Raw genomic sequence first — 19,441 nt, 5'->3', positions numbered from 1 at the left:
ACTTTTGCCGAGAAAGGTTAGCCTACGCTCGCTAATTTCCGTTTGACCTCGCCGCGTCGACTGTCAGGATGGAGTCAACCGCGTTCTGAACATCCAGGGCTCATGGCAGGGCACTTCAGCGTCGCGGGAAGGAGGCGCCGTGCCCAGATACAGGAACCTCGAACCCACTGCGGAGTTCTGGTCGTGGCGGGACGATGCCGCCTGCATCGATCTCGAAGACCTGTTCTACAGCGCAGAGGACGAATCGAAGGGCGAACGCCGTCGCAAGGAGGAGAGGGCCAAGGCCGTCTGTCAGGGCTGCCCGGTGTTCGACCCCTGTCGGCAGTTCGCCATGGAATCGAAGGAACTCTACGGGGTCTGGGGTGGGACGACCGAGTCCGAACGGCACGCCATGGCGGGCCGACACCGGACCGGCTGACACCGGCCGACCCCGCGGAGGTCAGAGATTTTCCCGCGGGGTCGCCTCATGACCCGTGGTGCCCGCGGACCGGTTCCGCTCCTTGAGTTCGGCCTCGTAGACGTGGCGACGCCCGTCGGTGACCTCGTCCCGGACGGCCTTGCTGACCTCTCGGGCAGTGGTCCAGAACCCGTCGTCGAACTCCTCGACCATCTGGAACGTCCACCGCCCGTGGAGGACGTTCACCCCGACCATCTCGGTCCGGATCAGCTCCGCGAGCTCGGTCCGGCCGACCGCCTCCAGCTGATCCGCGGCCTGCTGGTAGAGGATGTCCGCGCGCCCGATCAGCTGGTGCAGGTCATAGAGGTGCCCCCGGGCCCGCTCCACGTACTCCAGTGCCTCGGTGGCGGTGCCTGCGGCCTCCACCTCGGCGTCGGTCGCGCCGGGTGGTCGCCGATGCGTCTCGTCGACGCTCGGCGTCCGGTCGCCGGAGGTAGCTCCCTCGTCCGGCCGGTCGTCCGCCACCGTCAGACCGTGCGGGTCAGGCGCCGGAGCTGATTCGGGTCGGTCCGGTGCTTGAGAGCGGTGACCAGGCCCGACCGGGGGCCCGCGTGATCGTCGTAGGTCCGCGGCTCACCCTCGAACATGCGCTCCGACCTGGTTTCCGGCGCGTCGTCCGTGGTGGCCTTGAGGAAGCGGTCGGGCAGCGAGAGCTTGGCGATCGTGCGCCACGACTGCCAGTACTGCTTGTACAGCGGACCCGTCGTATACGGCAGATCCCAGCGACGGCAGACGTCCTGGACCTTCTCCGAGATCTCGCCGTACCGGTTGGACGGGATGGTGGGGAAGAGGTGGTGCTCGATCTGGTACGAGAGGTTGCCCGACATGAAGTGGGTGAGCTGGCTTCCGGTGAAGTTGGCGGAGCCGAGCATCTGACGCAGGTACCACTGCGCCTGGGTCTCCTCGGAGAGGTCCTCCAGGGTGAACTTGTCCGCACCGTCCGGGAAGTGCCCGCAGAAGATCACGGCGTTGGACCACAGGTTCCGGATGACGTTGGCGGTGGCGTTGGCGGCCATCGTCGACTTCCAGTTGGGGCCCGACAGGAGCGGGAACCACACGTAGTCCTTGCCCACCTGACGGCGGGCCTTGCGCAGGAACTGCCCGATGCGCCGCTTCTGCTCGGCCCGGCCGGACGAGTTGATGGTGCCCGGCGCGATCTCGAGGTGCTGGACCCCCACGCCCCACTGGAAGGTGAACGCCAGGATGGTGTTCCACACCAGGTTCAGCGAGTACGCCGGGTTCCACGGCTGGTCACGCGTCACACGGACCACGCCGTACCCGACGTCGTCATCCATCCCGATGATGTTGGTGTACGTGTGGTGGTGATGGTTGTGAGTGGCCTTCCAGTGCTCGGAGGTGCCCACGATGTCCCACTCCCAGGTGGTGGAGTGGATGACCGGGTCGTTCATCCAGTCCCACTGCCCGTGCATCACGTTGTGGCCGAGCTCCATGTTCTCGATGATCTTGCCCGCGGCCAGCATCCCGGTCCCCACCAGCCACGCCGGGCGGTACCCGGAGAAGAGGAGGACCGCCCGGCCACCGGCCACCAGTCCGCGCTGGAGACGGATCGTGTTCTGCACGTACCGGCGGTCGGATTCGCCGAGCGAGTCCACGACTTCCTGGCGGATCGCGTCGAGTTCCTCACCGATCGCCTCGACGTCCTCGGCGGAGAGATGGGCGTATTCCTTCACGTCTGATATCGCCATGGGTTGACGGTACGGAGGGCCGGTGGAGTTGTCGACCGGAAAGGTCCAATCGGCGAGTCGATCCTCGATGAATCCTCAGCCGCCTATGATCCCTCCCATGGCACTCGTCGAGATCTCAGGCGTGAACAAGCACTTCGGTGACTTCCAGGCGCTCAAGGACATCACCATGTCCATCGATCAGGGCGAGGTCATCGTCGTGATCGGCCCCTCGGGCTCGGGCAAGTCGACGCTGTGCAGGGCGATCAACAGGCTCGAGACCTTCGAGTCGGGCTCGATCACCATCGACGGCAAGGAACTGCCGGAGGAGGGCAAGGCGCTCGCCAAGCTCCGTGCGGACGTCGGCATGGTCTTCCAGTCGTTCAACCTGTTCGCGCACAAGACGATCCTCGAGAACGTCACCCTCGGCCCCATCAAGGTGCGCAAACAGTCCAAGGCCGTCGCGGAGAAGCGGGCGATGGAACTGCTGGAGCGGGTGGGTGTCGAGCACCAGGCGTCCAAGTACCCGGCCCAGCTCTCGGGTGGTCAACAGCAGCGTGTCGCCATCGCGCGGTCCCTCGCGATGGACCCCAAGGTCATGCTCTTCGACGAGCCCACCTCCGCCCTGGACCCGGAGATGATCAACGAGGTCCTCGACGTGATGACCGGGCTGGCGAGGTCCGGGATGACCATGGTCGTGGTCACCCACGAGATGGGATTCGCGCGAAAGGCCGCCGACCGCGTCATCTTCATGGCCGACGGGGAACTGGTCGAACAGGCCACCCCGGAGGAGTTCTTCACCAACCCGCAGAGCGCCCGTGCCAAGGACTTCCTGTCCAAGATCCTGACCAACTGAGTCGGCTCGGGTCCGCTCACCACCCCCGAACCGGGCCCCCGTTCCAGAATCACCTCCCCCAGATCTCGACCCACCCATTTCACGAGGAGAACACATGAACTTCCGACGGATCGGATCGGCCGCAGCGGCGGTCACCCTGGCTCTCGGCCTGACCGCGTGCGGGAACGATGACGGGGGCGAGAACCAGCTCCGGATCGGCATCAAGTTCGACCAACCGGGCCTGGGGCTGAAGGTGGGCAACGACTACAACGGGCTCGACGTCGACGTGGCCACCTACGTGGCCGAGAAGCTCGGCACCCCCGCCGAGGACATCGAGTGGGTCCAGGCACCGAGCGCGCAGCGCGAGACCCTCCTCGAGACCGGGCAGGTGGACATGATCGTGGCCACGTACTCGATCACCGACTCCCGCAAGGAGAAGGTCGACTTCGCCGGACCGTACTTCATCGCCGGCCAGGACCTCCTGGTCCGTGCGGACGACGACAGCATCACCGGGCCGGAGTCGCTCGACGGCAAGCGTCTGTGCTCGGTCTCCGGGTCGACCTCGGCGCAGAACGTCCAGGAGGAGGTCCCGGGGGTCAACCTCCAGGAGTTCGGCACCTATTCCGAGTGCGTCTCGGCACTGGTCTCCAACGCGGTCGACGCACTCACCACGGATGACACGATCCTCGCGGGTTACGCCGCGCAGGACCAGTACCAGGGTCAGCTCAAGGTGGTCGGATCCCCCTTCTCCGAGGAGCTCTACGGGATCGGTATCCAGAAGGGCGACACGGAGAAGTGCGAGCAGATCAACGAGGCCATCCGCGAGATGATCTCCGACGGCAGCTGGGACGCGGCCGTCGAGGAGAACCTCGGAGCGGCGGGCTTCGAGCCGGGAGAGGGCAACCCGCCCAACCCGGACGCCTGCGCCTGATCTGACCTGACAACTCCTCCGCGCCACCGGTGAACGGTGGCGCGGAGGCCCTCCACACCTCATGACGGAAGGTGGACCATGGGCGATATCTTCGCCGACTATGACGTCCTCGGGGCGGTGTGGGTCACCATTCAGCTCTCGCTCCTCGGGACGGTGGGCGCACTGGTGCTGGGGACGATCATCGCGATCCTGCGGGTCTCCCCGGTGGCCGTCCTCCGCGGACTCGGCACCTCCTACGTCAACATCTTCCGGAACCTGCCGCTGACGCTGCTGATGGTGTTCAGCATCCTCGGCCTGTCCTTCATCCTCCAGCTGTCCGTCTCGGACGACTTCGCCCGCAACGCCTTCTGGTGGGCCGCGATCATGCTCGCCGTCTACCACGCGGCGTACGTCTGCGAGGCCCTGCGCTCCGGTGTCAACACGGTCCCGGTGGGCCAGGCCGAGGCCGCCCGGTCCATCGGACTCGGGTTCGGGCAGTCGCTGCGGGAGGTGATCCTCCCGCAGGCGTTCCGAGGGTCCATCGCACCCATGGGTTCGGTGATCATCGCTCTCATCAAGAACTCGACGGTCGCCGCCGTCATCGGCGTGGGCGACTCGGCGGGGCTGCTCCAGGTGATCACGGAGAACGAGGGCGCGAGCCTGCCGACGTTCTTCTTCTTCGCCATGGTGTTCGTGATCCTCACCCTCCCGATCGGACTCTGGACCACGTCCCTCTCACGGAAGCTGTCGGTGAAGCGATGAGCACCCAGGCCGTCCTGTTCGACGCCCCGGGCCCCAAGGCCCGCCTCCGCCACAAGATCTTCACGGTGATCGGTGCCCTGATCGCCGTCGGCATCGCCTACGTGGTCTACATCCAGTTCGAGGCCGCCGGCCAGCTGCAGGCGTTCATGTGGGAGCCGTTCGTCACCGACCCGGAGGTGTGGACCTCCTACCTGATCCCCGGTCTCAAGGGGACGTTCACCGCGGCGGCCATCTCGATCGTCCTCGCGGTGATCTTCGGGCTGCTCTTCGGCATGGGCAGGCTCTCGCCGTTCGCCCCACTGCGGTGGTTCTGCAGCGTGATCGTGGAGTTCTTCCGCTCGGTCCCGGTACTGCTGATGATGGTGTTCGCCTACTTCGGGTACTTCGCCACCTCGAACATCGTGCCCAACCAGCACGCGCCGCTGGCCGCGGTGGTCACCGCGCTCACCCTCTACAACGGTGCCGTCATCGCGGAGCTCGTCCGTTCGGGAGTCCACGGTCTGCCCTCGGGGCAGACCGAGGCGGGACTCGCGGTGGGGCTCACCCCGGGGCAGGTGCTGCGCTCGATCCAGCTCCCCCAGGCGCTCACGGCCATGCTCCCGGCCCTCGTCGGCCAACTCGTCGTCGTCCTCAAGGACTCCGCACTGGGGTACGGCATCACCTACCTGGAGCTGCTCAACTGGTCCAAGACCCTCGGCTCCGCCTACGCCAACACCGTTCCCGCGTACATCGTGGCCGGCATCCTCTTCGTGATCATCAACTACACGCTCACCAAGCTCGCCGTCTACCTCGAGGGGCGTCTGAAGAAGCGCCGCGCCAGGGCCTGACACCCCCGGGCGGGCGGGCGGGCATCTGCTCCCGCGCCTGTACACCTGCGGGGCAGGCGCCCGTCTCGATGAACACCGGCCTGCGCAGTTGCGCACGCGAGAGTTCAGGGACACGAGCGGCTGCGGTAGGCGGATGTGAACAGTGAGGGACGGGCGCGGCGTGGCCGTACGCCGGGCCCTGGATACGCACGACGGCCCCGCCGGAATCCGATCCGGCGGGGCCGTCGTGTACCCGGGGCGACCCGGGGTCAGCCCACTGCGGTGTCAGCGCACTGAGGTGTCAGCCCACTGCGGTGTCAGCTCACTTCGGTGGCATCCGGATGCCACCGTCGACGCGCACGGTCTGCGCGTTCATGTACGGGTTGGTGAGCAGCTCCATGACCATCGACGCCAGCTCGTCGCCCGAGCCGAGACGCTTGGGGAACAGGACGCTCTCGCCCAGCTTGGCCTTGAACGCCTCCGAGTCGGGGCCCTCGCCGTAGATCGGGGTGTCGATGAGGCCGGGGGCGACGGTGTTGAGGCGGATCCCGGCGGCCGACAGGTCACGGGCCACGGGCAGGGTCAGGCCCACGATGCCGCCCTTGGACGCGGAGTACGCGGCCTGGCCGATCTGCCCGTCGAACGCGGCGACGGAGGCCATGTTGACGATCGCGCCCTTCTGGCCGTCCTCGTCGGCCTCGCCGCGGGACATGGCCGTGGCGGCCAGTCGGAGCATGTCGAACGAGCCGACGAGGTTGATGTCGATGACCTTGCGGAACGAGTCGATGTCGAAGGCCGAGGCGAACTCGCCGTCCCGGCCGATCGTGCGCTGCGCCCAGCCGATGCCGGCCGAGTTGACCAGGTATCGCAGCGGGCCCAGCTCGAGCGCGGCCTCCACGGCCTTGATGTTGTCCTCGGTCTTGGTCACGTCGACGGCCACGAACACGCCGCCGACCTCGCCTGCGAGGGCCTCACCCTTCTCGGCGTTGAGGTCGGCGACGACCACCTTCGCACCCTGCGCGGCGAGCTGACGGACGACGGCGGCGCCGATTCCCGACGCACCGCCCGTGACGATTGCACTTGCTCCGGAGATATCCATGGCTGAACCGTAACAAGCGGAGGTGATCGATACGGGTGTCACGGGGCGGTCAGCCGGAAATCACCCGGCCGATCCGTCGACCACCACGTCCCAGCGGATGCCGAACCGATCCCGGACCTGACCGTAGTGGTCGCCCCAGGGAGCCACCTCGAACGGCATCGCCAGCTCGCCCCCGTCGTCGGCCACGGTGGCGATGAAGGTGCGGGCCTCGTCGGTGGTGTCGAAGGCGAGCAGGAACGAGTAGACGTCACTGGCGAGCCGGGGCAGGTCCTCGCCCATGGCGTCGCCGCCGGTGAGGGTGATGCCCGGGGCCTCCAGCGTCGCGTGGGCGACCGACCCGGACGGCGGGGTGAACGGGATTCCCTCCATCGGCGGCATCTGGTCGTAGGTCATCAGGTCGAGTCGGCCACCGAAGAGGTCGCGGTAGTACGGGAACGCCTCGGAGGCGTTACCCGGGAAGGAGATGTAGGGGCTGGACTGCATGGCCATCGCGGATCCTCTCGCCTGCGCGCCCCGGCCCGTGCCTGAGGCGTTCTCCGCATGATCGACGCTAGACCGGTCGCCGGCCGCAGTCACGAGAAATATCGCCCTCCGCCGACCGGGGTGAGCGTGTGCGCAAGGTGGGCGGCGGTGTCCGTCAACCGGGGTCGCGGCCCGCCACCGCGAGCAGCCCGGCACGCGCGTCCGCATCGGGTCCCACGGATCGCGCCGGGGCCAGCACCCCGAAGGTGCGCATGAGCTCCACCACGTCCCGCCCGTTCTCGAGCACCCAGCCGGCGAGCGTCTCGGCCTCGTCGGACTCCCATGATTCTCCGCGCAGGTCGTGGGCGTGCACGAGGAGTTCGAAGACCCGCAGCGCCAGCAGGTCCCGGACGGGGATCTCCGCGAGCCGGTGGGCGACCAGCTCATCGGCGTCGGGGGCCGAGGCCAGCCGGTCACGAAGCCCGGCGGAGGTACGGGACAGCGCACCCACGGGGTCGTCGCCGGCATGGTCCGCTGTCCGGGTCCAACCGATCTCGGACTCCGGCAGGCGCGGGAAATAGGCCGCGTACCGCAGACCGCCTCCGAGGACGTGGTTGGCGCAGTCCCGGCGACTCCATCCGGGGCACGACCCGCAGTCGCCGTCGAGCCCGTCGGCGAGCGCCCGCCCGAACAGCTCGGTGGCGGCGTCGAGGACGGCCAGGTGGTCGTGGGGCAGCGGGTTCTCGGTCACGGGGGCTCCTCCGGAATGTCCGGACCCCACAGTAGGTTGATCGTGTCGTCGTGAACAGCACGTCGTGATCAGTCCGGTGGGGGTGCCCTCACGGGGCGCGCCCGCCCATCCCACATACCCGCCCATCACAGAGAGAGGAACCCTCGCCACCATGAGCCCGCAGACCTCCGGCGCAGCCGAGACCCGGGAGTTCCAGGCAGAGACCCGGCAGCTGCTGGATCTGATGATCCACTCGATCTACTCCAACCCGGACACCTTCCTCCGAGAGGTCATCTCCAACTCCTCCGACGCCCTGGACAAGCTGCGACTGGCCGCTCTCCAGGATTCCTCGCTGGGGGTCGACACCTCGGACCTGCACATCGAGTTGATCCCCGACGAGCAGGCACGGACGCTGACGATCCGCGACAACGGCATCGGGATGTCCCGCGACGAGGTGGTCGACCTCATCGGCACGCTCGCCAAGTCGGGCACCGGTCAGATGCGCGAGGCCCTCGCCGCGGCCCGCGCGGCTCAGGAGTCGGGCGAGGCCAGTGAGCAGGTCACCGCGGACCTCATCGGCCAGTTCGGCATCGGCTTCTACTCCACGTTCATGGTCGCCGACGCGGTCACGTTGGTCACGCGCAAGGCCGGCGAGGCCACGGGTACGCGCTGGACCTCGGGCGGCGAGGGCACCTATACGATCGAGGAGGCACCGGACGCCCCGCAGGGCACCTCGGTGATCCTGCAGCTCAAGCCGGCCGGTGGGGACGCGGCGCTGCCCGACTACGCCGCGGAGTCCACGCTGCGCCGGGTCGTGCGCACCTACTCGGACTTCATCGCCTGGCCGATCCGGATGGAGGTCGAGAGGCCGGCACCGGAGCCGACGGGGGACGACGACGAGGGGAACGACCCCGCCGCGGAGAACACCCTCACCGAGACCGTGACCCTCAACTCCCAGAAGGCGCTGTGGACGCGGCCCCGCTCCGAGGTGACCGACGAGGAGTACTCGGAGTTCTACCGTCACGTCTCCCACGCCTGGGACGAGCCGCTGGAGACCATCACCCTCAAGGCCGAGGGGACGTTCGAGTACCAGGCGCTGCTCTTCCTGCCCACGCAGGTGCCGTTCGACCTCTTCTCCCCGGATACCAAGCGCGGCGTCCAGCTCTACGTCCGCAGAGTCTTCATCATGGACGACTGCGAGGAGCTGGTGCCGCCGTTCCTGCGCTTCGTCAAGGGCATCGTCGACGCCCAGGACCTCTCGCTCAACGTCTCGCGCGAGATCCTGCAGCAGGACCGCCAGATCAGGGCGATCCGCAAGCGCCTGGTCAAGCGGGTCCTGCAGACGATCGAGCAGATCAGGACCGACCGTCCGGAGGAGTTCCGCTCGTTCTGGAAGAACTTCGGAGCGGTTCTCAAGGAGGGCCTGATCTCCGACGTCGACGCCCGGGAGCAGCTCCTCGCCGTGAGCACTTTCGCGTCCACTCGTGCAGCCTCCGACGAGGCCACCGGGGGCGACGACGACGAGGTGGGCACCACCATCGCCGAGTACGTCTCCCGCATGGCCGAGGGGCAGGAGGAGATCTACTACCTCACCGGCACGTCCCGCGCGGCGGTGGAGAACTCCCCGCACCTGGAGGCCTTCCGGGCGCGGGGCGTCGAGGTGTTGGTGCTCACCGACCCGGTCGACGAGGTGTGGGTGGACGCGGTCGGCGAGGTCGACGGCAGACGCCTGCGCTCGGTGGCCAAGGGCGACGTGGACCTGTCCGGTATCGGCTCCCCGGTCGAGGAGGAGAAGGGCCAGGCGGATTCCGCGGAGTTCACCGGCCTGCTCGAGTGGCTGGGCGAGGAGCTGTCCGACGAGGTCAAGCAGGTGCGGTTGTCGCAGCGGCTCACCGAGTCCGCGGCCTGCATGGTGGGCGACGAGTTCGACATGACCCCGCAGCTCGAGGCGATGTACCGGGCCTCGGGCATGGAACTGCCCGCGAGCAAGAGGATCCTGGAGCTCAACCCCTCGCATCCCTTGGTCGAGCGGCTGCGCTCTCAGTACTCCGAGGATCCGTCGACCCCGGGCCTCGCCGACACGGCGCGGTTGCTCTCGGGCGCGGCCGTCCTGGCCGAGGGGGGCACGCTCGCCGACCCCGCCGCCTTCGCCAAGCTGCTGGTCGACCGGATCTGACGCCGGCCGTCCCCTCGCCGCCCCGCGGGCACCCGGTCCCGCGGGGCGGTGGCGCTCGGTGCGCAGTCCTCAGTTCGCGGTCGAGCGGGCAGGTGGGGCGGCGATCCCGCCTCCGCCCCAGTAGCCGCAGGGCACCCCGATCAGCACGCCAAGTGCGGTCTCGACCGGGGTGTGGTGGCTGATCCGGACCCGTGCCCACGCCACGGGTGGCACCAGAACGAGCAGCCGCCAGTATCCGGGCGAGATCTGACGGGCCAGCACCGAGACGACACCGGCGAGCACGGCGGTGTGGAACGAGACCTTGACCCGGATGGTGGCGGCGCCGGCCACGCCCAGCGCCACGAGAGCCGCCCGGGTCATCCGCTGCAGTTCGACTGGCGCCTCGCGGCGACGTTGGGCCACCATCAGGGTGGCCACCGACGCGGCGATTCCGGCGATCACCAGAGGGCGGTCCTCCCTGCGGGTGACGTGGTGATCGGACAGGGCCTTGCGTCGCACCCGCCAGGCGATCGCCGCCTGGGGTAACACCCCCAGTCCGGCTGCGGTCGCCGCCCCCCAGCCGGTCGAGCCCACCCGGTGGCCGAGGTGGAGCGAGCCGGCTGTGAGCACCACCCACGGGGCGAAGACCTCGGTCAGGACCACTGCCGGGGCGGCGGTCGCGTCGTTCGACGGTCCCGCGCCGGCTCGCGAGGTCGCCTCAGTCGACAAGGGACCGGGCCAGGCGCAGGGCGGCGGCGTCGACCACCGCGTCCGCCGGAAGTCGGGGGATGTCCCCGTGGTGCAGGACGATCCGGGCGTGGGTGCCCATCACGACTCCGGACGCGAGAGCAGCGGAGGGGCGTAGTCGAGGCGGTCGACGAGCCACATGATCGTGGCCACCTCGCCCACCCAGGCCAGGCTCACGCACCAGCCGGCGAGGACGTCGCTGGGAAAATGCACGCCGAGGTACATGCGGGTCACGCCGACCGCGGGGACGTAGGCGCTGGACCCGGCGATCACCGGGTAGCGCCACCCGGTCGGCCACGCGAGCACGCAGGCGCAGCCGGCGAGCGCCGCACTCGCCATGGCGTGCCCACTGGGGAACGAGTAGCTCTTCTCCTCGACGATGTGGGTGAAGAAGGTGGGGCGGTCCCGCCGGTACATCAGTTTGAGGACCGAGTTGATGACGGTGGACCCGACGAGGGAGACCGTGAGCAACGCGGCCGGTCGGCGGCTGCCCCGCACGTAGGCCAGGTAACCCGCGGCGGCGAGCGCGAAGACCGGGACGGCGGTGACCCCGCCGAGTTCGGTGACCGCCCTGACGATCCGGGTGTTGCGCGGGGTGTGTCGCCTGCGCAACCACAGCATGACGGGCCGGTCGAAGGGCAGCTTGGCACCGGAACTGATCCGCTCGGCCAGTTCGACGAACCCGATGACCGGGAGGGCGAACCCGGCGAACGCGACGCCGAACACCGCCCAGGTCCCGCGCGGCAGGGGCACCTGGCCCCTGTCGACGATGCTGCCCAGGACCCCGTCCGAGGGGGTCAGCGGCCGGAGGACGTCCTTCGCCGCGGACAGGGTCCGGCTGCGGCGGGAGGTCGTCGTTCGCGACATGCCCACACCCTAGGCAAGGTCGCGCGGCGGCGGGGGATCCCCGCGAACCGTGAGACCGCGCGCCGACCGCGGGCCGTGTCTACTGTGGATCGTGTCGACCCGATCAGCGGAGGACGTATGACCCAGACCCGTGTGGAACGAGACCTGCTCGGTGAGAAGGCGGTCCCGGCTGACGCCTATTACGGGATCCACACCGTGCGCGCCGTCGAGAACTTCCCCATCGATTCGAAGACCATCAGCGACATCCCGGACTTCATCCGCGGGATGGTCATGGTCAAGAAGGCCGCCGCGCTGGCGAACCTCGAGATGGGAGTCCTTGACCCGGACATCGCCGAGGCCATCGTCGGTGCGTGCGACGAGATCCTGCTGGACGGCCGCTGCATGGACCAGTTCCCCTCGTGCGTCTATCAGGGCGGGGCCGGCACCTCGGTCAACATGAACACCAACGAGGTGGTGGCCAACCTCGCGCTGGAGCGGACCGGTCACCCCAAGGGCGCCTACGACGTCATCAGTCCGAACGACGACGTCAACCGGTCGCAGTCCACCAACGACGCCTACCCGACCGGTTTCCGGATCGCCCTGTGGCACTCCCTCGAGCGGCTCGAGCCGGCGATCGTCGCGTTGCGGGAGGCCTGCTACGACAAATCGGAGGAGTTCCGCGAGGTCCTCAAGATGGGCCGGACGCAGCTGCAGGACGCCGTTCCCATGTCCATGGGCCAGGAGTTCGGTGGATTCGCGGTGACCCTCGACGAGGAACTCCACGTCCTCGGCGCGGCGGCCCGGATGCTGCTCGACGTGAACCTCGGCGCCACGGCCATCGGCACCGGCGTCAACACACCGCCCGACTACCGCCGTGCGGTGGTCGAGCACCTGCGGGTCGTGACCGGTCTGCCGGTCACCGGGGCCATGAACCTCATCGAGGCGACCAGCGACACCGGCGACTACGTCAACGTCCACGCCGCTCTCAAGCGGACCGCGTCCAAGGTGTCCAAGATCTGCAACGACCTGCGTCTGCTCTCCTCCGGCCCGCGCGCGGGATTCAACGAGATCAACCTCCCCGAGCTCCAGGCGGGGTCGTCGATCATGCCGGCCAAGGTGAACCCGGTGATCCCCGAGGTGGTCAACCAGGTCTGCTTCAAGGTGATCGGCAACGACGTCACGGTGACGATGGCGGCCGAGGCGGGGCAGCTGCAGCTCAACGTGATGGAGCCCGTGATCGCGCAGGCGATGTTCGAGTCGATCTCCCTGCTCACCAAGGCGATCGAGACGCTCACGGAGAAGTGCGTGCGGGGTATCACGGCCAACGTCGAGGTGGCCCGCCGCAACGTCATGGATTCGATCGGCATCGTCACCTATCTGAATCCCGTGATCGGTCACCACAACGGCGACCTGGTGGGCCGTGAGTGCGCGCGCTCGGGCCGTGGCGTCCGCGAGGTCGTGCTGGAGATGGGCCTGCTCTCGGCGGAGGAGGTCGACGACATCCTGTCCCCCGCGAATCTGCTGCGGCCCCGGTACAAGGGCAAGTCGAGTGGTCAGCTGGCAGCCGCGCCTCCCGACGACCTGTCGGACCCCACCCGAGACGCGGATCGCCCCGACCACCCGAGGGGGTGACCGGGGGTTCTCCGGTGTCGGTGGAGTCGGGTCAGGCGCCGTTCTCGACGGGGCCGACCCGGCCGATGCTGCTCACGGCGAGCTGTCCGATCGAGCTGTCGAATCCGAACGACTGCTCGAGGGCGGCGGTGGAGCCGGAGATGAAGCCGTTGATCGCGGCGGACGAACCGACGGTGAAATCGAACTGGGCGAAGAAGTCGGCGAGTGCCTTCAACATGGTGTGCTCCCGGTGGGTGTCGACGCGGTCTGTGCCGCGTGGGCGGACCGTGTGCCCGTCTCTACCTGGTCTATCCGTGGTCGACCCCGGGACGTTAGCCCCGAAATATGCTGAAACCTGTTACCGTAGCGGCTAACGTCGGGGCATGAGTTCTCCCACCACCCGCGTCGTCGCGGGCCGTCAGATCACGTTCCCGGTCCCCGTCGTCTCCGCCTCGATATCGGGCGCCGCGTTCCTGTCGCGGACGGCCGTCGCCCGTCGGCTGATCGCCGCAGGGCCCCAGTCCGCGATCCTGGATTCCGCGGGGGCCGAGCCGGTGTCCCTCCCGGGTGGTCGTACGCCGGTCACGATGATCCACGTCCGGTACCACGACGTCCCGGGCAACGTCCTCGGTGGATATCACGAGGTGGGGTTGGCATTCCAGGTCAAGGTGCCGGGGGTCGGTGTCCAGCAGCACATCCACGAGCTGCCGGTCGACCAGGACTTCACGCTCGCGGCGGGCAACGAACTCTGGGGCTTTCCCAAGTGGAAGGGCGACATGGTCGGGACGGCCGGTGGAGCCCTGGACGACGCCCGTCTCGGAGCCGTGGGGTCCTCGGGGGCCGGTGGCATCGACCTGAAGCTCGACACCCGCCTGGGGGTGCCGCTCCCCGGTCGCCACTCCCTGGGGATGAACTGCATCCAGGTCCTCGACGGCAAGCCGGTCCTGGTCCGCGCCGGCGCCAAGGTCGCGGGCGGTCGGTTCCGGCCACTGGGGGGCGCGCGGGTGGCGATCGCCTCCGGGGCCCAGGACGGCGATCCCCACATCGCCCGGATCGCCGAGGCCGTCCGCGAGCTCGGGCTCGACCGGGCGCGGGCGCTGGCGACGTTCTCCTTCGAGCGGTTCGAGGCCGAGTTCCAGGCACCCCGCACCCTCCCCTGAGCGCCCTGAGCGCCGCCCCACCGGCTCAGGAGGGAGCGTCCCGGGGGGTTGTGGCGAGCGCCTCGCGGGCGGCGGGTACGGCTGCGGCGCGGTCGGCGGGCACCAGCCCGACCCGGCTGCGGCGGTCGAGGATGTCGTCGACGGTCAGTGCCCCCTCGTGGGTGACCGCGTAGGAGAACTCGGCGCGGGTCACGTCGAGTCCGTGCGCCACCGGCTCCAACGGCCGGTCCAGCATGCTCTCGGCCACCACGGTCGCGGCCTCCTGTCCGAAGCGCGCCACGAGTGACGCCGGCAGGCGGGTCGCGCCCGGTCCGGTACCGGGCCGCGCGACCTCGGGGTGGCCGGGTGCGCCGACCAACGGCAGGTCGGTGGTGCGGCACGGTGCCGAGTCGACGCCGGTCCGCCGCACGACCAGGTCCACCGCCTGTTCGGCCATCAGCCGGTACTCGGTGAGCTTGCCCCCGGTGATGGTGATAAGGCCGTTGTCCGAGGTGAGCACGGCGTGTTCGCGCGAGAGGTCCGCGGTGTCGCCGTCGCCGGAGTCGACCAGCGGCCGCAACCCGGAGAACGTCCCCAGCACGTCGTCGCGCGTCAGTGCCGTCTGGAGTGCTCGGTTGACCACGTCGAGCAGGAACTCGATCTCGTCCTCGCCCGCCACCGGCACATCGGGGACCGGACCGGGGGCGTCCACGTCGGTCAGGCCCACGTGGAGCCGACCGAAATCGGCGGGGATGGCAAAACAGAAGCGGTTGGTCTCGCCCGGGACGGGCACGGTGAGGGCGCCCTCGGGATCGCCCAACGCGGCCGCACTGATGACCAGGTGCGTGCCCCTCGAGGGGCGCACGCGCACCCCGGGCGTGGTCTCGCCGGCCCAGACGCCGGTGGCGCTCACGACGGCCCGCGCGGCGATCGTGAAGTCGTCGTCGTCACCGTCCTTCCCGTCGCCTCCGCCGAGCTCGTCGCGGACGGTGACCCGCGTCCCGCTGGCCTCCAGGACGCGCGCGCGGGTGATCACCCGGGCTCCGTGACCGGCCGCGGTCCGCGCCACCGCGGTGACCAGCCGGGCGTCGTCGACCAGTTGGCAATCCCAGTTGAGGTGCCCGAACACCAGCCCGTCGCGTCGGACCCCGGGCACGTACCGCGCGACCTTCCCCGCGCCCAGGATCCGAGCGCCGGGCAGCCTGTCGGCCCGCGTCCCGGCGAGGCGGGACAGCAGCGTCCCGGCGACGAACCCCAGTCCGGGGAGCACCGCACCGAGCGGCGGTGTGTCGCGGAAGACGGGGACGACCTGGGCGAGCGGCCGGACGAGGTGGGGGGCGGTGCGGTCGAGCATGATCCCGCGTTCGACGGCCGAGCGGCGGGCGATGCCGACGTTGCCGGTGGCCAGGTACCGCAGGCCGCCGTGGGCGAGCTTGGACGACCATCGGCTGGTGCCGAACGCCAGGTCGTGCGCCTCGAGGAGCACGGTCTCGAGCCCGCGGGAGGCGGCGTCGAGCGCGATCCCGGCGCCGGTGATGCCCCCTCCGATCACCACCAGATCCACGGGGGTGTCGCGGTCACGCAGTTCGGCAAGCTCACGAGCCCGACGGGCGGCGGACAGTGCGGTGGTGTGGGCGGGCGTGGTGTGGACGGGCGTGGTGTGGGCGGGCGCGGTGTGGACGGGCGTGGTGTGCACGCGATCGCTCTGACCGGTCATAGGCCGAGGTACCCCCTGATGAGTAGGTTCAGTTCGGTCCGCCAGGTGGACGGGTCGAGCGGCGGGTCGGCGAGTGGGGCCGACAGGACCAGCCCCTGGACGGCGAGGAAGAGCATCGTCGCGGTCCTGTCGGCGTCGCGCCCGGCCAGCCTGGGGTCGCTCGCCACCGCCTGCGCGAGCAGTCCGCGGAGGACGTCGATGAGCCGGCGCTGCGAGGTGCCGAGCCGGTGGAAGACGTACTCGGAGAGCATCTCGGACTCGTGCCTGCGGAACGCGTCCAGCAGCGGGTCCGTCCGCACCTCGTCCGCGAACGTGCACAGCAACCGCACGAGCTCGTCCGCGTCGCCGGGTGCCGAGTCGGGGAGTGCTGAGCCGGGCAGAGCCGAGCCGGTGAGCGCGGGATCCACCCGCTCGACGACCGCGGTGAGCTCGCGGGTGAGCAGGTCGGCGAAGAGGGCGGTGATGTCCGGCCAGTGGCGGTAGAGGGTCGTCCGTCCCACCCCGGAGCGACGGGCGACCTCGACCATCGTGGTCCGCGTGGCACCGATCTCGAGGATCGAGTCGCGGGCGGCCGTGAGCGCGCGGTCGCGGGTGGCGGCGGTGCGGTCGGTCGACAGTGCCGGGGCGGACGAGGTCACCGGAGCTCCTGACTGGCGCGCGGCGCCCTTGGCGATCGTCCGGGGGTCGGGTACCCGTCAGTGCGGAGATCGTGGAAAACGGAACAGATTGAGGTTTACTGTTCCAGTATGAGCGACATGACTTCCTCTGACAACCTTCCGTTGCCGCCCATGGCCCTGTCCCGGTGGGGCACCGAGGCCGAGGCGAGGGACCTGGGCGAGGGCATCCGCGGCCTGCTGCGCGACGTGCTCGGGGTGACCGCCGAGAGCGGCCTGCACTTCGATCCGGCCGCCGTGGTGGCCTCCCCGTCCCGACTGACCCACGCCGACCTGACGGCCCTCGCCGACATCGTGGGGGAGGGCAACCTCTCCACCGCGGACACCCAGCGGCTGCCCCGGGCCAGGGGCAAATCGACACCCGATCTGCTGTCCTGGCGGCTGCGTCCCGAGGTGGACTGCCCCGACGCGGTGGTCGCACCACGTGACGACGACGAGGTGGCGGCCCTGCTGGCGTGGTGCGGACGCGAGGGGGTCGCGATGGTCCCCTTCGGCGGCGGCACCTCCGTGGTGGGGGGCCTCACCCCGGACGCCGGCGGCCACCGGGCCGTGATCTCGGTGGACCTCGCGCACTTCGACTCCCTCGAGTCGATCGATCCCGACTCGGGTGAGGCGGTCCTCGGGGCGGGCCTGTCCGGTCCCCGGGCGGAGGAGTTGTTGGCCGAACACGGCTTCTCGCTCGGCCACTTCCCGCAGTCCTTCCCGTACGCGACCCTGGGCGGGTACGCGATGACCCGCTCGTCCGGGCAGGCCTCGGCCGGGTACGGGCGCTTCGACGAGATGGTCCGCGGGCTGACCGTGGTGACGCCGGTCGGCGTGATCGAAGCCGGCCGGGCCCCCGCGTCGGCCGCCGGACCGGACCTGCGGCAGTGGCTGATGGGGTCCGAGGGCGCCTTCGGGGTGTGCACACGGGTGCGGCTGCGGATCCACCCGGTGCCGCAGACGGTCCGACACGAGGCGTTCCGGTTCCCCGACTTCGCCACCGGCGCGGCGGCGTTGCGCGCAGTCGAACAGCAGGGTGCCGGCCCCACCGTCATCCGGTTGTCGGACGAGGCGGAGACGGCCGTGAACCTGGCCACCGCCACCGAGGCGATCGGGGAGCGGGCCGAGGGCGTGAGTTCGGAGGGTGCGGGCGCGGAGGGTGCGGGCGCAGTGGGTGTTGGCGCAGGGGGTGTTGGCGCGGAGGGTGCGGGCGGCGACGGCGGCAGTGGCGGCGGTGGTGACAGTGCGGGCGGTGACGCCGGCGGCTGCCTGTGTCTGACGTTGTTCGAGGGCACGCCCGAACACGCCGGGTCGCGTCATGCCGAGACCCGGGCGGTGCTGCTGGCCCACGGCGGCGTGTCGCTGGGTTCCGGTCCGGCCGAGGCGTGGGAGCACGGCCGCTTCGGTGCGCCGGTTCTGCGTGATGCGTTGCTCGACAACGGCGCGCTGGTCGAGACGCTGGAGACCGCCACCGACTGGTCGAACCTGCCCGCACTGCGGGACGCCGTCGCCGGGGCGCTGACCACCTCGCTCGAGGTCAGTGGCACTCCGGCGCTGGTGATGTGCCATATCAGTCACGTCTACCCCACCGGCGCGTCGCTCTACTTCACCGTGGTGGCGGGTCAGCGGGGCGAGGACCCTGTCGCACAGTGGACGCAGGCCAAGCGGGCGGCATCCGAGGCGATCATGGCCACCGGCGGAACGATCACCCACCACCACGCGGTCGGGGTGGACCACAGGCCCTATCTCGAGGCCGAGATCGGCGAGGTGGGTGTGCGGATGCTGCGTGCGGTCAAGCACGCCGTGGACCCGAAGGGCGTGTGTAACCCGGGGACGTTGATCCCGTGAACGCGCGGCTGTCCGACCGTCGGATCCGCACGGTCGCCCTGCTGACCAACCCGGCCGCCGGCGGAGGACGGGGTGACCGGGTCTCCGACAGGGCGGCCGCGAGGCTGCGGTCGCACGGGCTCGAGGTCCACGCGCTTCGGGGGGCCAGTGCGCAGGAGTCCCTCGATCTGGCCCGGCAGGCGATCGCCGACGGGGTGGACGCTCTCGCGGTGTGCGGCGGGGACGGGATGGTCTCGCTGGCCGTGCAGGCGCAGGCGTTCTCGGGGGTCCCGATCGGCATCATCCCTGCAGGCACCGGAAACGACCTCGCCCGCGAGTACGGCGTCCCGTTGGACAGCCCGGAGGCCGCCGCGGACGTCATCGCCGCCGGCCGGGTCGAGCAGGTGGACCTCGGCCGTGCCACCCCGGACGGCGGTGCCCCGCACCTCTTCGCCTCCGTCCTGTGTGCGGGGCTCGATTCGGCGGTCAACCGGCGCGTCAACGAGATGACGATCCTCGGCGGGCCCCTGCGCTACGTCCTGGCCTCGATCATCGAGTTCCCGACGTACCGGCCCCGTCGGTTCCGCATGACCTTCGACGCCGGTGTGGCGGGGGAGGAGACGGTGGAGACGGAGGTCCTGCTCAGCGCGTTCGCCATCACCCGGAGCTACGGCGGCGACATGAGGATCGCCCCCGATGCCGACCGGTCCGACGGGTTGTTCGACGTCTGCTACGTCGGCAGGATCTCCAAGCTCCGGCTGGCGTGGCACTTCCGCAGGATCTACACCGGTACCCACGTGGGGCTCCGGGGGGTGACCATGCGGCGGTGCAGGTCGGTTCGGATCGAGGCGCAGGACGTGGAGGCGTTCGCCGACGGTGACGCCGTGGCGCCGCTCCCGGTGACAGTCGAGGTCCTCGAGGGGGCCGGCTTGTTCCTGGTGCCACGTTAACTTCAGTCTCACCCGTAACACTGACTTACGCAGGTCACGGGGGTTACACG

The 19,441-nt window shown here is 69.7% G+C and carries 20 protein-coding genes; 10 read left to right on the top strand and 10 right to left on the bottom strand.

What is annotated here, in order from left to right:
- The first annotated feature begins 139 nt into the window (after positions 1-139).
- The gene (locus tag ABD250_RS11205) at positions 140-418 is read left to right on the top strand and encodes a WhiB family transcriptional regulator (protein WP_179523730.1); all 279 of its coding nucleotides are present in this window, start codon (positions 140-142) and stop codon (positions 416-418) included.
- A gap of 21 nt (positions 419-439) precedes the next feature.
- Here ABD250_RS11205 and ABD250_RS11200 read toward each other — a convergent pair whose 3' ends face one another.
- Together ABD250_RS11200 and ABD250_RS11195 are read right to left on the bottom strand one after the other, a co-directional pair.
- Entirely contained in the window at positions 440-922 is a 483-nt protein-coding gene (locus ABD250_RS11200; protein ID WP_182611092.1) for a hypothetical protein, read from the bottom strand.
- 2 nt (positions 923-924) lie between these two features.
- Positions 925-2,163 (bottom strand): fatty acid desaturase family protein, encoded by a 1,239-nt coding sequence (locus ABD250_RS11195; protein ID WP_182611091.1) that lies wholly within the window; start codon positions 2,161-2,163, stop codon positions 925-927.
- A 97-nt stretch (positions 2,164-2,260) separates the two neighbouring features.
- Between ABD250_RS11195 and ABD250_RS11190 the strand changes: the two genes are divergently transcribed.
- The 4 genes from ABD250_RS11190 (at position 2,261) to ABD250_RS11175 (ending at position 5,473) form a co-directional block, all read left to right on the top strand.
- Positions 2,261-2,995, top strand: coding sequence for an amino acid ABC transporter ATP-binding protein (locus ABD250_RS11190; protein ID WP_182658829.1), 735 nt, complete (start codon positions 2,261-2,263; stop codon positions 2,993-2,995).
- 94 nt (positions 2,996-3,089) lie between these two features.
- Positions 3,090-3,905, top strand: a complete 816-nt coding sequence (locus ABD250_RS11185; RefSeq protein WP_182640054.1) for a glutamate ABC transporter substrate-binding protein — start codon at positions 3,090-3,092, stop codon at positions 3,903-3,905.
- 78 nt (positions 3,906-3,983) lie between these two features.
- Positions 3,984-4,646 (top strand): amino acid ABC transporter permease, encoded by a 663-nt coding sequence (locus tag ABD250_RS11180; RefSeq protein ID WP_095718779.1) that lies wholly within the window; start codon positions 3,984-3,986, stop codon positions 4,644-4,646.
- Positions 4,643-5,473 carry an amino acid ABC transporter permease gene (locus ABD250_RS11175; RefSeq protein ID WP_179523725.1) on the top strand — a complete coding sequence of 277 codons (831 nt, stop codon included), beginning with the start codon at positions 4,643-4,645 and terminating at the stop codon, positions 5,471-5,473. The genes ABD250_RS11180 and ABD250_RS11175 overlap by 4 nt, the downstream gene beginning before the upstream one ends.
- A 301-nt stretch (positions 5,474-5,774) precedes the next feature.
- Here the strand turns inward: ABD250_RS11175 and ABD250_RS11170 are convergent, their stop codons facing one another.
- The 3 genes from ABD250_RS11170 to ABD250_RS11160 all read right to left on the bottom strand — a co-directional run bounded on the left by ABD250_RS11170 (position 5,775) and on the right by ABD250_RS11160 (position 7,764).
- Complete coding sequence (locus ABD250_RS11170) at positions 5,775-6,551, bottom strand: SDR family NAD(P)-dependent oxidoreductase (RefSeq protein ID WP_179523724.1); 777 nt, start codon at positions 6,549-6,551, stop codon at positions 5,775-5,777.
- 60 nt (positions 6,552-6,611) lie between these two features.
- Complete coding sequence (locus ABD250_RS11165) at positions 6,612-7,040, bottom strand: VOC family protein (RefSeq protein ID WP_179523723.1); 429 nt, start codon at positions 7,038-7,040, stop codon at positions 6,612-6,614.
- 148 nt (positions 7,041-7,188) lie between these two features.
- Entirely contained in the window at positions 7,189-7,764 is a 576-nt protein-coding gene (locus tag ABD250_RS11160) for a maleylpyruvate isomerase N-terminal domain-containing protein (RefSeq protein WP_182617653.1), read from the bottom strand.
- Between the two features lie 151 nt (positions 7,765-7,915).
- Between ABD250_RS11160 and htpG the strand changes: the two genes are divergently transcribed.
- Positions 7,916-9,919 carry a molecular chaperone HtpG gene (htpG, locus tag ABD250_RS11155; RefSeq protein ID WP_182658830.1) on the top strand — a complete coding sequence of 668 codons (2,004 nt, stop codon included), beginning with the start codon at positions 7,916-7,918 and terminating at the stop codon, positions 9,917-9,919.
- Between the two features lie 69 nt (positions 9,920-9,988).
- Here the strand turns inward: htpG and ABD250_RS11150 are convergent, their stop codons facing one another.
- Both ABD250_RS11150 and ABD250_RS11145 read right to left on the bottom strand, forming a co-directional pair.
- Positions 9,989-10,627 carry a hypothetical protein gene (locus tag ABD250_RS11150; RefSeq protein ID WP_344392285.1) on the bottom strand — a complete coding sequence of 213 codons (639 nt, stop codon included), beginning with the start codon at positions 10,625-10,627 and terminating at the stop codon, positions 9,989-9,991.
- Positions 10,628-10,726: 99 nt separating this feature from the next.
- On the bottom strand, positions 10,727-11,512 hold the full coding sequence (locus tag ABD250_RS11145; RefSeq protein WP_182640724.1) for a phosphatase PAP2 family protein: 786 nt from the start codon (positions 11,510-11,512) through the stop codon (positions 10,727-10,729).
- A 117-nt stretch (positions 11,513-11,629) separates the two neighbouring features.
- Between ABD250_RS11145 and aspA the strand changes: the two genes are divergently transcribed.
- Positions 11,630-13,123: an aspartate ammonia-lyase gene (gene aspA, locus ABD250_RS11140; protein WP_179523719.1), complete on the top strand. Its 1,494-nt coding sequence runs from the start codon at positions 11,630-11,632 to the stop codon at positions 13,121-13,123.
- Between the two features lie 31 nt (positions 13,124-13,154).
- On the opposite strand, the gene ABD250_RS11135 is transcribed toward aspA, so the two are convergent.
- A complete protein-coding gene (locus ABD250_RS11135) occupies positions 13,155-13,340 on the bottom strand; it encodes a hypothetical protein (protein ID WP_179523718.1) in 186 nt (61 codons plus the stop codon).
- A gap of 145 nt (positions 13,341-13,485) precedes the next feature.
- Between ABD250_RS11135 and ABD250_RS11130 the strand changes: the two genes are divergently transcribed.
- On the top strand, positions 13,486-14,262 hold the full coding sequence (locus ABD250_RS11130) for an acetoacetate decarboxylase family protein (RefSeq protein WP_259847348.1): 777 nt from the start codon (positions 13,486-13,488) through the stop codon (positions 14,260-14,262).
- Positions 14,263-14,287: 25 nt separating this feature from the next.
- Here ABD250_RS11130 and ABD250_RS11125 read toward each other — a convergent pair whose 3' ends face one another.
- A complete protein-coding gene (locus ABD250_RS11125; protein WP_344392477.1) occupies positions 14,288-15,862 on the bottom strand; it encodes a glycerol-3-phosphate dehydrogenase/oxidase in 1,575 nt (524 codons plus the stop codon).
- A gap of 92 nt (positions 15,863-15,954) precedes the next feature.
- The gene (locus ABD250_RS11120; RefSeq protein ID WP_182659606.1) at positions 15,955-16,596 is read right to left on the bottom strand and encodes a TetR family transcriptional regulator; all 642 of its coding nucleotides are present in this window, start codon (positions 16,594-16,596) and stop codon (positions 15,955-15,957) included.
- Between the two features lie 150 nt (positions 16,597-16,746).
- On the opposite strand from ABD250_RS11120, the gene ABD250_RS11115 reads away from it, so the two are divergent.
- Positions 16,747-18,462, top strand: a complete 1,716-nt coding sequence (locus ABD250_RS11115) for an FAD-binding oxidoreductase (RefSeq protein ID WP_344392475.1) — start codon at positions 16,747-16,749, stop codon at positions 18,460-18,462.
- A complete protein-coding gene (locus ABD250_RS11110; protein ID WP_182659588.1) occupies positions 18,459-19,391 on the top strand; it encodes a diacylglycerol kinase in 933 nt (310 codons plus the stop codon). Before ABD250_RS11115 ends, ABD250_RS11110 begins: the two co-directional genes overlap by 4 nt.
- Positions 19,392-19,441 lie beyond the last annotated feature (50 nt).

Source organism: Dietzia cercidiphylli, from assembly GCF_039531545.1.
Classification (GTDB): Bacteria; Actinomycetota; Actinomycetes; order Mycobacteriales; family Mycobacteriaceae; genus Dietzia; species Dietzia natronolimnaea.
The sequence above is the reverse complement of the archived record's forward strand: the minus strand, read 5'-3'. Positions and strand labels throughout refer to the sequence as shown.